Genomic DNA, 13,084 nt, shown 5'->3' with positions numbered 1-13,084 from the left:
CCCATGACGAACACGTCCACGGTCACCAGGGGCGGGGATTCCTTCCCCGCCCCTGGGCGGCGCCGTCACGCCCCGCAACGTCCCGCCAAGGCCCGCGGGCTCTCCCCCCGGGCCGTCCCCTACGTCCTGCTCGCACCCGGCCTGCTGGTGATCGCCGGGCTGCTGCTCTACCCGCTGGGGCAGATGATCCTCATCTCCTTCCAGAAGGTGGGGATCCCCCAGATCAACGGGAAGAAGCCGGCGACCTGGGAGGGCTGGGACAACTACACCAGGGTCCTCGACAACGAGATCTTCTGGTCCTCCCTCCGCAACACCCTCGTGTTCGCGGCCGTCACGGTGACCCTGACGCTGGTCCTCGGGACCGCGGTCGGCACCCTGCTCAACCGGCTGAGCAAGAAGATGTCCACCTTCGTGGTCATCGGCATCATGTCGGCCTGGGCCGTGCCGCCGGTCGCCCAGGGCGTCATCTGGCGCTGGCTCTTCGACTCCGACGCCGGAATGATCAACTGGGCGCTGAACCTCCTGCCCGACGGGCTGTCGGAGCTGCTGTTCGGGCGGTCCGACTGGACCGGCGAGCCGTGGCTGAACGACGCGTTCACCATCTACCTCGTGCTGATCGTCTGCGTGCTCTGGTCGTCGTTCCCGTTCGTCGCGGTGTCGGTGCTCGCTGGCCTCAGGGGCATCCCCGCGGAGCTCTACGAAGCGGCCCGGGTCGACGGCGCCACCCCCTGGCGGATCTTCCGGAAGATCACCTTCCCGCTGCTCAAGCCGGTCTTCTCGGTGCTGACGATCCTGTCCATCATCTGGGACTTCAAGGTCTTCAGCCAGCTGTACGTGCTGATGGGCGGGCCGACCAACCGCGAGGCGTTCAACCTGTCGATCTTCTCCTTCGCCGAGGCGTTCCGCAGCCCGCCGAAGATGGGCGTCGGAGCGGCGATCGCGGTGATCCTGACGCTGATCCTGCTCGTCGTCACCGCCGTCTACATCAGGCAGATCGTCAAGACGGAGGACCTGCGATGACCCCGTTCGCCCGCAAGCGCCTGACGAGGATCGCGCTGAACGCGGCCGGCCTGCTGGTCTTCCTGTTCGCGGTGTTCCCCGTCTACTGGATGGTCTCGACCTCCTTCAAGGCCAACGACCAGATCTTCACCACCGACTTCATCCCGTTCCCCACCCACTTCACCGTCGAACACGTGGACCGGGTGCTCAGCGAGGGCGTGGCCGGCAACTCCATCTGGCTCTACATGCGCAACAGCGCGATCGTCGCCCTGGGAACGGTCCTCATCGGCGCCGCGCTCGCGTTGCTGGCGGCCACCGCCATCGCCCGCTTCACGTTCCGGGGCCGTACGAGCTTCCTGATCCTGCTGCTCATCGTGCAGATGATCCCGGCAGAGGCCCTGCTCATCCCGCTCTTCCTCAACGTCAAGCGGCTCGGCCTGTACGACCAGCTGCTGGGCCTGATCGTCATCAACGTCGGCCTGACGCTGCCGTTCGGCATCTGGATGCTGCGCACGTTCGTCGCCGCGGTGCCCAGGTCGCTGGAGGAGGCCGCCTGGATCGACGGCGCCAGCCGGATGACGACCTTCTGGCGGGTGCTGTTCCCGCTGGTGGCCCCCGGCCTGGTGGCGACGAGCATCTTCTCGTTCATCACCGCGTGGAACGAGCTGATCTTCGCGCTCATCCTGATGTCGGACTCCTCGGGCTACACGATGCCCGTCGCGCTGCAGTTCTTCTTCGGCCAGCGCGGCACCGACTGGGGCGCCATCATGGCCGGCTCCACGATGATGACGATCCCCGTCGTCGCCTTCTTCCTCGTGGTGCAGCGGCGGATGGTCTCCGGCCTCGTCGCGGGCGCCGTCAAGGGCTGACCCCGGCGCCGGTACGGCTCCGCGCCCGCGCGGCGCGGGCCGTACGGCACGCCATCGGCGGCGGCGACACCGGCGGCCGGGCCCGCGCGGCCCGCACCGTACGGCCCCGCCGCCACCATCCCCTCCACCGGGCCACTTCTCCCGGCAACTTTCCAGGTAAGGAGCGTTCCAGCGCCATGTCCGAGTTCACCGCGAGTCCCGGCGACCGCGGCCTTCACCGCCTCGCGGCCGGCACGCTGCTCGCCGCCTTCCAGGGCGTCACCGCCCCAGAGTGGGTCGTGCGGGAGCTGGAGGCCGGCCTCGGCGGCGTCACCCTCTTCGGCTTCAACGTCGCCGGCCCCGACCGGCTGGCGGCCCTCACCGCGCGGCTGCACGAGGCGGGCGAGCCGGTCGTCTCGCTGGACGAGGAGGGCGGCGACGTCACCCGCCTCGACTACCACGTGGGCAGCCCCTACCCCGGCAACGCCGCCCTCGGCGCCGTCGACGACGTCGAGCTGACCCGGCGTGTGCACCGGGCGATCGGCGACGACCTGGCCCGTTGCGGGATCAACCTCGACATGGCCCCGTCCGCGGACGTCAACAGCGCCGACGACAACCCGGTGATCGGCACCCGCTCGTTCGGATCGGACCCCACCCTGGTGGCACGGCACACCGTCGCCGCGGTGCGGGGCCTGCAGTCGGCCGGGGTGGCCGCCTGCGTCAAGCACTTCCCCGGCCACGGCGCAACCCTCCAGGACTCCCATCTGGAGGTGCCGCTCGTGAACGCCTCGCCGGAGCTGCTGCGCGTGCGTGAGCTGGTGCCCTTCCGCGCCGCGATCGAGGCCGGGACCAAATCGATCATGACCGCGCACGTCCGCGTCCCGGCGCTGACCGGGACGCTCCCCGCCACGCTGTCGCCGGCCGCGCTGACCGGGCTGCTCCGCGGCGAGCTGGGCTACGACGGGGTGGTCATCTCCGACGCCCTCGATATGCGGGCGATCACCGACGCCTACGGCCTGGTGGGCGGCTCGGTGCTCTCCCTGGCCGCCGGAGCCGACCTGCTCTGCCTCGGGCCGCTGCCGACCGAGGAGGACGTCCGCCGGATCATCGCCGGGATCGTCGCCGCGGTGCGGGACGGCCGTCTGCCCGGGGAGCGTCTGGAGGAGGCGGCCGAGCGGGTGACGCGGCTGCGCGCCTGGTTCGCCGCGTCCCGGGCGGACGCGGCGGCGGCGGGCGCGGCGGGCATGGACGGGGAGCGGGTGGTCGGCCTGGCCGCGGCCCGCCGGGCGGTCAGCCTCACCGGGACCACGGCCCCGCTCGTCGATCCGCTGCTGGTGGAGATGGAGACCCCACCGACCATCGCGGTGGGGGACGTGCCGTGGGGGTTCACCCCGCTGCTGCCCCGGGCGGAGATCGTACGGGTCCGGCCGGAGGACGCCGACGTGCCGGGCCTGCTGGCGCGCGCCGCGGACCGCTCCCTGGTCGTGGTGGTCAAGGACGCCCACCGCCACGCCGTCGGCCGTTCGGTGATCTCGGCGCTGCTGGCCGCCCGCCCGGACGCGACGGTGGTGGAGATGGGCCTGCCGGTCTGGCGGCCCGAGGGCGTGACCTACCTCGCCACGTACGGCGCCGGCCGGGCCAACGCCCAGGCCGCCGCCGAACTGCTCGGCGTCTGACGGTCCCGTCCGACCGGCTCGGCTGAGCCGGTCGGACGGGGATGGGCGGGAACGGCGCGGCCGTACGGGCGGGCCGGTCGTACGGGGCCGGGCGGGAGCGGCGCGGCCGTACGGATGCTCGGGCGGCGCGGGCGGTTCAGGACGCGAAGAGTTCCTCGCGCGCCTGCTCCAGCGCCGCCAGCACGGCGCCGCGCAGCACCGGGTCGCCCTCGACCTCGCCGGACACCACCCGGGGACGCACCGGGCACATCCGGGCCACGGCCTCCTCGATCCTGAAGGTCAGCTCGCCGCCGCCCGCCCGGCTGACCTCGCCGGCGAGCACCACGAGCCCGGGGTCCAGCACCACGCACACCGACGCCACGCCCAGCGCCAGCCGCCGGGCGATCTCGTCCAGCAGCGGCCGGCCGCGCTCCCCCGCCTCGACGGCCGCCGCCACGCACTCGGCCGCGCCGCGCCCGGCGAAGCCGTACGTCCGGGCCAGTTCGGTCACCGCCTCGTCGGTGACCAGCGACTGAAGCCCTCCGGCGAGGGACGGCATGCGCCCGGGGACCTCCCGCACGTCCTCGGCGAGCGGCACACCCGGCACCGGCAGATAACCGATCTCCCCGGCGCTGCCGGAACGGCCGCGGTGCAGCCGGCCGCCGAGGACGACGCCGAGGCCGATGCCGCGGTCCACCCAGAGCAGCACGAAGTCGTCGGCCCGCCGTGCCGCGCCCAGGGCGCGCTCGGCGACGGCCACCAGGTTCACGTCGTTCTCTATCCTGACGTCGCGGCGCAGGTCGCGGGCGAGCCGCTCGTGGATGCCCTCGCGCCAGCCCGGCAGGTCGAAGGAGAACCGGATGTCCCCGGTGCGGGGATCGACGACGCCGGGAGTGCCGATCACGACCGCCCGCAGCCTGGCCAGGGCGACCTTGGCGGACCGGCACGCCTTGACGATCGCGTTGTGCACGAGGGCGACCGGGTCGTCGTGCCCGTCCGGGGCGACCGTCACCTCGGCCACGATATCGCCGCTGATATCGGCGACGGCGGTGGTGACGAATTCCGGCCCGACGGCCAGGCCCGCGACATAGGCGGAAGACGGAATAACCCCATAAAGGGCGGCATTCGGCCCTCTTCCTCCCGCCTGCTCCCCGGTCACCTCGACCAGGCCGCGCTCTTCGAGCCGGGCCAGCGTCTGGGACGCCGTCACCTTGGAAAGCCCGGTCAGCTCACCGATCTGCCCCCGGGTCAGGGGACCGGAGTCGAGCAGGAGCTCCAGGGCGGCCCGGTCGTTGATCTCCCGCAGAAGCCTGGGAACGCCAGGACGTCGCTCCATACGCATGCTCTCTTGTCCGCCGTTTCCCCGTCGCTTTTTGCATTCAGGCGAGAAGCGTTCGCATTAGTCAATAAAGGTTCCTGACAGCTTAGCCGCGCGGGGACCGCCACGGGTTCCCGCCGTACCTCCGCTGATTTCCGCCGGGGCGCCCCTCCGCCACGACGCTCCAGCTGCGGTCCGTCACGGAGGGTCACGGGCGCCCTCACCGGACGAGCCGGTCGCCGGTCGCAGAGGCGACATGTTCGGCTCTTCCGATCCCTGACGCCTAAGCAGTCAATAGCAGGCGGGATAATCGACTACATGCGCCTATCTGCTCGTGTCGACTATGCCCTTCGTGCCGCCGCCGAACTCGCCGCCGCCGGTGACGGACCGACCACGGTGGGCGAGCTGGCCAAGGAGCAGGACATGCCGCCGAAGTATCTGGAGAACATCCTGCTGCAGATGCGCCGGGCCGGCCTGGTCCGCGGCCAGCGCGGCCCCGAGGGCGGCTACGTGCTGGCCCGCCCGGCGCGGGAGATCACCCTGGCCGACGTGATCCGCGCGGTGGACGGCCCGCTGGCCAACGTCCGGGGCGAGCGGCCCGAGCACGTCGGCTACCGCGGCCCCGCCGAGTCGCTGCAGAAGGTCTGGATCGCGCTGCGCGCCAGCGAGCGGGCCATCCTGGAGGAGGTCACGCTCGACAGCGTGGCCACCGGCATGCTCCCCGAGCGCGTCATGACCCTCGCCGCCGACCCCTCCGCCTGGGACTGAGCCGACCCCATGCCCGAGGGCGACGTCGTCTACCGCACCGCGAGGCGGCTGGGCCGGGCGCTCGACGGCCGGGTCCTGGTCAGGTCCGACTTCCGCGTCCCGCGGTACGCCACCGCCGACCTGACCGGCAGGCGGGTCCTTGAGACCGTCTCGCGCGGCAAGCACCTGCTCACCCGGGTGGAGGGGGACCTCACCGTCCACACCCACCTGCGGATGGAGGGAAGCTGGCAGATATCGCCCGCCGGGCGGCGCGTCCCCCCGGGTGACGTGGTCCGCCTCGTGCTGGCGAACACCGAGTGGCAGGCGGCGGGGGTACGGCTCGGCATGGTGGACCTGGTGGCGACCGCCGAGGAGCATCGGCTGGTCGGGCATCTGGGCCCCGACCCGCTGGGGCCCGACTGGGATGTGGCGGAGGCCGCGCGGCGGCTCACGCGTGATCCCCGGGCGACCATCGGCGAGGCGCTGCTCGACCAGCGCAATCTCGCGGGGGTCGGCACCATCTACCGGGCCGAGACGCTCTTCCTCGCGGGGGTCTCGCCGTGGCGGCCGGTGGGTGAGATCGAAGATGTGGAGGGGATCGCCGCGCTCGCGCGGCGGCTGCTGCACGCCAACCGGGACCGGGCGACCAGGGCGACGACGGGCGACCCACGCCCGGGACGGGACATGTGGGTGTACGGCAGGGCAGGAAGGTCATGCCTGCGCTGCGGGCATCGGATCAGTCGTGGCGAGATGGGGGCACAGCCGCAGGAACGGCTGATCTTCTGGTGCCGTCACTGCCAGCCGGGAGAACCGACCGGCTAGGCGGCGACCATGTCGTTGACCTCGGGGAACACATCCTCGGAAAGAGACCCGGGCACGGTCTCGGCGATCGGCAGGCGCTCCCGCTCGGGAACGTCGCCGGCGAGCACCGGGGCGTGCTGGAGCTCGGCCAGGGCGAACTGGTCGGAGACCTCGCGGAGCACCTGCGACAGCGGCACACCGAGGGCGCCGCAGATCGACGCGAGCAGCTCCGAGGACGCCTCCTTCTGGCCACGCTCCACCTCGGAGAGATATCCGAGGGAGACACGGGCCAACGTGGAAACCTCACGCAGGGTGCGACTCTGCCGCACCCGCAGTCGCCGCAGCACGTCACCGAGCAGCTGACGCAGCAGGACCATCTGTCGCTCCCTCCCCAGCGCGGGAGCCTGGGCGACCCCCCGCGCGATCGGTTCGTGCCGCCCGTTCGTGCGCGACCCTTGGTACATACTCCTCGCCGTCATCATCGCTTGACCTTTACATCACTCACAGTTCCACCGTACCCGCATCCACCGATGCGACGGCAGACCACGGTGAGCATGTTCGCTGGGGACGTAACGCGGTAATCACCCGGAATGTTCCCTCACGCTCGTCTCCAGAACTCTCCGCAGAAGGTCCACTGCCTCGATCACCGTCGACCGCCGGATCTCGTCACGCGTTCCGGCGAGGTTCAGATCTTCCTGCCATACCCGCCCATCCGAACCGCTAACGGCCAAATGCACGGTGCCGACCGGTTTTCCGTCCTGCGGGTCGGGCCCGGCCACCCCGGTCGAGGCCAGGCCGTAGGAGGCGCCGGTGAGCCGGCGGACGCCGTCCGCCATGGCCGCGGCGACGTCCGGGTGGACCGCCCCCTCCCGCGCCAGCAGGTCGGCGGGGACGCCCAGGAGACGGTGTTTGAGCTCGGTGGCGTAGGAGATGACGCCGCCGGCGAAGGCGGCCGACGCGCCGGCCGGGACGGTGAGGGCCGCGCCGATCAGCCCCGCGGTCAGCGACTCGGCCACCGCCACCGTCTCCCCCCGGCGGACGAGCAGGGACAGCACCTCGGCGGCGGGCGGGACGCGGCCCATCAGGCCTCCCTCGCCTGCTTCGCCACCTGCCGCAGCTTCACCGCGCGGACGATGTAGTCGACCCCCGTCGCCACGGTCACCACGACCGCGGCGCCCATCACGACCCAGCGGAGCACATCCGGCATGCCCGGCCACATGTAGAGGGCGATCGCGGCGATCTGCAGGACGGTCTTCACCTTCCCGCCGTAGCTGGCCGGGATGACCCCGTGCCGGATCACCGCGAACCGCAGGAGGGTCACGCCCAGCTCCCGGCCGAGGATCACGACGGTGACCCACCACGGAAGCTCGCCCAGGACCGACAGACTGATCAGCGCGGCGCCGGTCAGCGCCTTGTCCGCGATCGGATCGGCGATCTTCCCGAAGTCGGTGACCAGGCCGTAGCGGCGGGCCAGCTCGCCGTCCAGCAGGTCGGTGAGCGAGGCCACCAGGAAGATCACCAGCGCGGTGATCCGCCAGCCGTCCCCCTCCAGGAAGAGGCACACCACGAAGAACGGGACCATCGCCAGACGAAGCACCGTGACGACGTTGGCGATGTTCCAGGCGCTCGGCCTGGGACCCATGGACGCCGAGGTCGATCCGGTGCCGGTCTCTGGCGTGTTGGTCATACGCTCTCCCGGCCGGGCGGCGCGCTCACGGAGCGGCCTTGATTCGGGCGATCAGGTCGACCCCCTCGGAGTCGACGACGACGGCCCGCACGATCTGCCCCGGCACCAGGCCGATGCCCTGGACCGTGACGGAGCCGTCCACCTCGGGCCCCTGGTGGGCCGCCCGCCCCTCGTAGCCGCCGTCACCGAGGTCCTCCTCGATGAGGACGTCCACCTCGGTGCCGATGCGCTCCTCGGCCCGCTGGGCCATGAGCTCGTCCGCCAGCTCGGTGAGCGTGGCCACCCTGGCGTCGATGACCTCCTGGTCGAGCTTTCCGGGCAGGGACGCCGCCTCGGTGCCCTCCTCGTCGGAGTAGCCGAAGACGCCGATGACGTCGAGCCGCGCCTCCTGCAGGAAGTCGACCAGCTCGCCGAACTCCTCCTCGGTCTCACCGGGGAAGCCGACGATGAAGTTGGACCGCACGCCCGCCTCCGGGGCGCCCGCGCGGATGGTCTCCAGCAGGTCGAGGAAGCGCCGGGGGTCTCCGAAGCGGCGCATCCTGCGCAGCACCGTGCCGCTGGCGTGCTGGAAGGACAGGTCGAAGTAGGGCGCCACGCCCTCGGTCGAGGAGATCGCCTCCAGCAGGCCCGGGCGGAGCTCGGCGGGCTGGAGGTAGCTGGCCCTCACCCGGTCGATCCCCTCGATGGCGGCCAGGGCCGGCAGCAGCCTCTCCAGGGCCCGCAGGTCGCCGAGGTCCTTGCCGTAGGAGGTGGAGTTCTCGCTGACCAGGACGAGCTCCCTGACGCCCTCGCCGGCCAGCCAGGCCGCCTCGGCGAGGATCTCCTCCGGCTTCCGCGACACGTAGGCGCCGCGGAAGGCGGGGATTGCGCAGAAGGTGCACCGCCGGTCGCAGCCGGAGGCCAGCTTCAGCGAGGCCACCGGGCCGTCTCCGAGGCGTTTGCGCAGCGGGCGGGGGCCACTGGCCGGGGCCAGGCCCTCGGGCAGGTCGCCGTGGCCGGGGATGTGGGATTTGGGGGCGGCGGCGCGCTCGACCGGCGAGATCGGCAGCAGCGTCCGGCGGTCACGCGGGCTGTGCGGGACGAGCGGCCTGTCGGCCAGCACGTCGTCCAGCCGCGCGCCGATCTGGGAGTAGTCGTCGAAGGAGATGACGGCCGACGCCTCGGGCAGCGCGTCGGCGAGCTGGCCGCCGTAGCGTTCGGCCATGCAGCCCGCGGCGACCACTTTGGCGCCGGAGTCGGCCGCGGCGAGCAGCGTGTCGATGGAGTCCTTTTTCGCTGAGTCGATGAAGCCGCAGGTGTTGACGACGATGACGTCCGGATCGTCGTCGCCCACCTGCCAGCCGGCAGCCTCAAGGCGCGCCGCGAGCTCTTCGGAGTCGACCTCGTTGCGCGCGCAACCCAGTGTGATCAGCGATGCGGTTCGGCGGGATGACATGGTGAACACTACGGTATCGGGAGTTGGCCACCATCGGCGCACTCCCCCTCCCCCAGGTTCCCCCTCCCGGCCTCTCGGGCCCCTCTGGCAGGCTCTCCCGGTCTTGCCCGGCTTCCCCCGTACGGTCAGGGCTTGGAGGCCTTGTAGGAGTGTTTGAGCACCTCTCCCCCGGAGCCCGGGACACCGAGGTCCACGCCGTTCATCCGGACCGAGAAGGCCCCGGCATCACCGAAGGTGACCTTCAGCGCCTTCTGCGCCCGCCACACGGACGCCTGTCCGGCCGTCATCCGGCCGGAGAAGAGCCGGCGCCCGGCCGAGTCCTTGACGTCGAGCCAGGACGGGCGTCTCGCCGTGATCTGGAGGACCACCTCGCCCTGCTTCGGGGCGAGCGCCGCCCCGGCCCGGCGCTGGCCGCCGGCCAGCGGCCGCGCGTGCGCCGAGTGCGGCGCGGCCGACTTCTTGGCCGGGCGGATGTCGGCGGTCGGGGTCTCCTCCCCGCCCATCATCTTCACCACGCCGAACACCACGAGGATGGCCAGCGCCACCCCCATGGCCATCGTCCAGTTGGGTGAGCGACGCTCCCGGATGTTGATCGGCTTGTCGGCCTGGAAGACGCTGGCCGCCCGCACCGGCAGCGGAACGCCCCCGTGCAGCTCGTCGTACTCGTGCACCATGGCCTCGGGATCCAGCCCGAGGACCTTGGAGATATTGCGTATGTGACCCCGCGCGTAGAAGTCGCCCCCGCAGTGCGAGAAGTCGTCGCGTTCCATCGCGTGGATCAGTGCCTCGCGCACGCGCGTACGCGCGCTCAACTGCCCGACGGTCATGCCCGCCGCCTGGCGTGCCTCTGCCAGACTGCCGCCAATGCTCATGCCGCACGCCCCCCAGCCCCCGACGTTGCGTAGTGAGTCCTATTCAATCAGTAATCAGGGGGACTGTGTACGCCGGGGGGGTCATCACCCTCTCAAGTCGGCCAGGAGACCCGGCAGGTCGTCGGGTTTGACCAGCACCTCCCTCGCCTTCGACCCCTCGCTCGGCCCGACGACGTTGCGGCTCTCCAGCAGGTCCATCAGCCGGCCCGCCTTGGCGAAGCCCACCCGCAGCTTGCGCTGGAGCATGGAGGTGGAGCCGAACTGGGTGGTGACGATCAGCTCGGCCGCCTGGACCAGCAGTTCGAGGTCGTCGCCGATGTCCTCGTCGATCTCCTTCTTGGCGGTGGCGGCGGCGGTGACGTCGTCGCGGTACTCGGCCTGCATCTGGGCCTTGCAGTGCGCGACGATCTCGACGATCTCCTTCTCGGAGACGAAGGCGTTCTGCAGCCGCATGGGCTTGCTCGCGCCCATCGGCAGGAACAGCGCGTCACCCTGGCCGACCAGCTTCTCGGCGCCGGGCTGGTCGAGGATGACGCGGCTGTCGGCCAGGCTGGAGGTGGCGAACGCCAGCCGGGACGGCACGTTCGCCTTGATCAGGCCGGTGACGACGTCCACCGACGGCCGCTGGGTGGCGATCACCAGGTGGATGCCGGCGGCGCGGGCGAGCTGGGTGATGCGGACGATGGAGTCCTCGACGTCGCGCGGGGCGACCATCATCAGGTCGGCGAGCTCGTCCACGATCACCAGCAGGTACGGGTAGGGCTGGTAGACCCGCTCGCTGCCGGGCGGCGGCACGAGCTTGCCCGCGCGCACCGCCTTGTTGAAGTCGTCGACGTGCCGGAAGCCGCTGGCGGCCAGGTCGTCGTAGCGGCGGTCCATCTCGCCCACCACCCACTCCAGGGCCTCGGCGGCCTTCTTGGGGTTGGTGATGATCGGCGTGATGAGGTGCGGGATGCCCTCGTAGACGCTCAGCTCGACCCGCTTGGGGTCGACCAGGACCATCCGCACCTCGTCGGGCGTGGCGCGCATCAGGACCGAGGAGATGAGGCCGTTGACGCAGACCGACTTTCCGGCGCCGGTGGCGCCCGCGATGAGCAGGTGCGGCATCTTGGCGAGGTTGGCCACGATCGTGCGGCCCTCCACGTCCTTGCCCAGGCCCACGATCATGGGGTGCTCGTCGGCCTGGGCGACCTGGGAGCGCAGGATGTCGCCCAGCGACACGAGGTCCTTGTCGGTGTTGGGGATCTCCACCCCGATCGCCGACTTGCCGGGGATCGGGCTCAGGATGCGGACGTCGGCCGACTTGACCGCGTAGGCGATGTTCTTGGTGAGCGCGGTGACCTTCTCGACCTTGACCGCCGGGCCCAGCTCGATCTCGTAGCGCGTCACCGTCGGGCCGCGGGTGAACCCGATCACCTGGGCGTCGATGGCGAACTGCTCCAGGACGCTGGTCAGCGCGTTGACCACGACGGTGTTGGCCTTGGTCTGCGGCTTCGGAGCGCTGCCGGAGCGCAGGAGCTGGGTGTCGGGCAGCGTGTACGGGCCCGACTGCGAGGAGAGCACGAGCTGCTCGACCTTGCGCGGCGCCGGGGTCGGCGCGGGCGGCTCGACCGGCGCGGGCCTGGGCGCGGGCGGTTCCTCCACCAGTCCCGGCACGATCTCCGGTGAGTGCTCGGCGGTCCGCTCGCCCGTCTCGGTGAGCAGCGGCGTGTCGTACGGCCGGGCGCCCTCTGGCCCCTCCCGGCCCTCCTCGCCCCCGCCCTCGCGGTCGTCGCGGGACCGCTCGCCGGGCTTCTTGCGCGCCGGGCGTTTGCGCGGCTCGCGGGTCCGGGCCGGGAGCTCCCGGTTGAAGAGCATGTGCCGGATCTCGGTCAGCCGTTCCGGGACCCGGTGCACCGGGGTGGCGGTGATCACCAGGACGCCGAAGCCCGCCAGGATCAGCAGCAGCGGGACGGTGATGAAGGCGGGCAGGATGCTCGCCGGGGGCGCGGAGACGATGAAACCGATCATGCCGCCCGCGGCGGCGACCTTGTCCATGCCGTCGGCGCCGCCCCCGGACGGGTACGGCGTGCCGTGCGCCACGTGCACGACGCCGAGCAGCCCGGCCACGAGGGCGGACCAGCCGATGCCCATCCGGCCGGTGTCGGCGTTCTCGTCCGGGTGCCGCAGCAGCCGCCAGGCCAGCAGCGCCACCAGGATCGGCGCCAGCCAGGCGAGCGAGCCGAACGCCCCGCGCATGAAGCCGTTGACGATCTCCGAGAACGTCCCGGTGGTCTCCCGCCAGATCAGCGCCGCCAGCACGATCGCCCCGGAGAAGACGGCCAGCCCTAGCCCGTCACGGCGGTGGACGGGGTCGAGCTCACGGGCGTTCTGCCCCATGGCCCGCGCCGCGCTGCCGACGGCTCCGGCGAGCAGCATCCAGATCCCCATGAGCAGCTTGCCGAACATGATGAAGACCCAGCTGATCGGGTCGGGCTGCGAGGGTGCGGACCTGCGGGCGGCGGGCTTCGCCCGCGCGGCGGCCGCCCGCCTGGCGGGGGCCGTACGGGAGGGGGCGGACCTCGCCCGGCCGGGGCCTCCCTTGGCCGGGGACTTGCCTGAAGGTCGGGACGTACGGGTGGCCATGGTAGCGAGGCTAACGAGCCCGGGGGCGGATCGCGCGGCGGCGCGCCGGGGAGGGCCGGAGAAACCGGGAGGGCTGGAGAGACCGGGAGGACCGGGG

Annotated in this window: 12 protein-coding genes; 5 read left to right on the top strand and 7 right to left on the bottom strand. The window is 71.7% G+C overall.

Features of this window, described 5'->3' with window-relative positions; genetic code table 11:
* The first annotated feature begins 3 nt into the window (after positions 1-3).
* The 3 genes from ACQP10_RS09780 (at position 4) to ACQP10_RS09770 (ending at position 3,523) form a co-directional block, all read left to right on the top strand.
* Positions 4-1,020: a carbohydrate ABC transporter permease gene (locus tag ACQP10_RS09780; protein WP_346020688.1), complete on the top strand. Its 1,017-nt coding sequence runs from the start codon at positions 4-6 to the stop codon at positions 1,018-1,020.
* Complete coding sequence (locus ACQP10_RS09775) at positions 1,017-1,868, top strand: carbohydrate ABC transporter permease (RefSeq protein WP_179818848.1); 852 nt, start codon at positions 1,017-1,019, stop codon at positions 1,866-1,868. The genes ACQP10_RS09780 and ACQP10_RS09775 overlap by 4 nt, the downstream gene beginning before the upstream one ends.
* 176 nt (positions 1,869-2,044) lie before the next feature.
* A complete protein-coding gene (locus ACQP10_RS09770) occupies positions 2,045-3,523 on the top strand; it encodes a glycoside hydrolase family 3 protein (RefSeq protein WP_433541243.1) in 1,479 nt (492 codons plus the stop codon).
* Positions 3,524-3,659: 136 nt separating this feature from the next.
* Here ACQP10_RS09770 and ACQP10_RS09765 read toward each other — a convergent pair whose 3' ends face one another.
* Entirely contained in the window at positions 3,660-4,838 is a 1,179-nt protein-coding gene (locus ACQP10_RS09765; RefSeq protein ID WP_179818850.1) for an ROK family transcriptional regulator, read from the bottom strand.
* A gap of 300 nt (positions 4,839-5,138) precedes the next feature.
* Here ACQP10_RS09765 and ACQP10_RS09760 point away from each other — a divergent pair, with 300 nt between their 5' ends.
* Complete coding sequence (locus tag ACQP10_RS09760) at positions 5,139-5,588, top strand: RrF2 family transcriptional regulator (RefSeq protein WP_179818851.1); 450 nt, start codon at positions 5,139-5,141, stop codon at positions 5,586-5,588.
* 9 nt (positions 5,589-5,597) lie between these two features.
* On the top strand, positions 5,598-6,389 hold the full coding sequence (locus tag ACQP10_RS09755; protein WP_433541242.1) for an Fpg/Nei family DNA glycosylase: 792 nt from the start codon (positions 5,598-5,600) through the stop codon (positions 6,387-6,389).
* Here ACQP10_RS09755 and ACQP10_RS09750 read toward each other — a convergent pair.
* From ACQP10_RS09750 to ACQP10_RS09725, 6 genes are all read right to left on the bottom strand, one after another.
* The gene (locus ACQP10_RS09750; RefSeq protein WP_179818853.1) at positions 6,386-6,745 is read right to left on the bottom strand and encodes a helix-turn-helix domain-containing protein; all 360 of its coding nucleotides are present in this window, start codon (positions 6,743-6,745) and stop codon (positions 6,386-6,388) included. The genes ACQP10_RS09755 and ACQP10_RS09750 overlap by 4 nt on opposite strands.
* 204 nt (positions 6,746-6,949) lie before the next feature.
* Complete coding sequence (locus ACQP10_RS09745; protein ID WP_346020692.1) at positions 6,950-7,450, bottom strand: CinA family protein; 501 nt, start codon at positions 7,448-7,450, stop codon at positions 6,950-6,952.
* On the bottom strand, positions 7,450-8,055 hold the full coding sequence (pgsA, locus tag ACQP10_RS09740) for a CDP-diacylglycerol--glycerol-3-phosphate 3-phosphatidyltransferase (protein WP_390002616.1): 606 nt from the start codon (positions 8,053-8,055) through the stop codon (positions 7,450-7,452). Before pgsA ends, ACQP10_RS09745 begins: the two co-directional genes overlap by 1 nt.
* 25 nt (positions 8,056-8,080) lie before the next feature.
* The gene (rimO, locus tag ACQP10_RS09735) at positions 8,081-9,490 is read right to left on the bottom strand and encodes a 30S ribosomal protein S12 methylthiotransferase RimO (protein WP_346020694.1); all 1,410 of its coding nucleotides are present in this window, start codon (positions 9,488-9,490) and stop codon (positions 8,081-8,083) included.
* A gap of 125 nt (positions 9,491-9,615) precedes the next feature.
* Complete coding sequence (locus ACQP10_RS09730; RefSeq protein WP_390002613.1) at positions 9,616-10,362, bottom strand: helix-turn-helix domain-containing protein; 747 nt, start codon at positions 10,360-10,362, stop codon at positions 9,616-9,618.
* 84 nt (positions 10,363-10,446) lie between these two features.
* Positions 10,447-12,987 carry an FtsK/SpoIIIE family DNA translocase gene (locus ACQP10_RS09725; protein WP_390002610.1) on the bottom strand — a complete coding sequence of 847 codons (2,541 nt, stop codon included), beginning with the start codon at positions 12,985-12,987 and terminating at the stop codon, positions 10,447-10,449.
* Between the last annotated feature and the right edge of the window lie 97 nt (positions 12,988-13,084).

Source organism: Streptosporangium sandarakinum (genome assembly GCF_050942225.1).
GTDB classification, from domain to species: Bacteria; Actinomycetota; Actinomycetes; order Streptosporangiales; family Streptosporangiaceae; genus Streptosporangium; species Streptosporangium nondiastaticum.
Note: the sequence above shows the minus strand (reverse complement) of the source record. Positions and strands in the feature narration are given on the sequence as shown.

What these genes read in the sequence shown, in the direction of transcription:
- ACQP10_RS09780 (WP_346020688.1), top strand. Translation starts at nt 4, where the DNA reads ATGACGAACACGTCCACGGTCACCAGGGGCGGGGATTCCTTCCCCGCC.
- ACQP10_RS09775 (WP_179818848.1), top strand. Translation starts at nt 1,017, where the DNA reads ATGACCCCGTTCGCCCGCAAGCGCCTGACGAGGATCGCGCTGAACGCG.
- ACQP10_RS09770 (WP_433541243.1), top strand. Translation starts at nt 2,045, where the DNA reads ATGTCCGAGTTCACCGCGAGTCCCGGCGACCGCGGCCTTCACCGCCTC.
- ACQP10_RS09765 (WP_179818850.1), bottom strand. Translation starts at nt 4,838, where the DNA reads ATGGAGCGACGTCCTGGCGTTCCCAGGCTTCTGCGGGAGATCAACGAC.
- ACQP10_RS09760 (WP_179818851.1), top strand. Translation starts at nt 5,139, where the DNA reads ATGCGCCTATCTGCTCGTGTCGACTATGCCCTTCGTGCCGCCGCCGAA.
- ACQP10_RS09755 (WP_433541242.1), top strand. Translation starts at nt 5,598, where the DNA reads ATGCCCGAGGGCGACGTCGTCTACCGCACCGCGAGGCGGCTGGGCCGG.
- ACQP10_RS09750 (WP_179818853.1), bottom strand. Translation starts at nt 6,745, where the DNA reads ATGGTCCTGCTGCGTCAGCTGCTCGGTGACGTGCTGCGGCGACTGCGG.
- ACQP10_RS09745 (WP_346020692.1), bottom strand. Translation starts at nt 7,450, where the DNA reads ATGGGCCGCGTCCCGCCCGCCGCCGAGGTGCTGTCCCTGCTCGTCCGC.
- pgsA (WP_390002616.1), bottom strand. Translation starts at nt 8,055, where the DNA reads ATGACCAACACGCCAGAGACCGGCACCGGATCGACCTCGGCGTCCATG.
- rimO (WP_346020694.1), bottom strand. Translation starts at nt 9,490, where the DNA reads ATGTCATCCCGCCGAACCGCATCGCTGATCACACTGGGTTGCGCGCGC.
- ACQP10_RS09730 (WP_390002613.1), bottom strand. Translation starts at nt 10,362, where the DNA reads ATGAGCATTGGCGGCAGTCTGGCAGAGGCACGCCAGGCGGCGGGCATG.
- ACQP10_RS09725 (WP_390002610.1), bottom strand. Translation starts at nt 12,987, where the DNA reads ATGGCCACCCGTACGTCCCGACCTTCAGGCAAGTCCCCGGCCAAGGGA.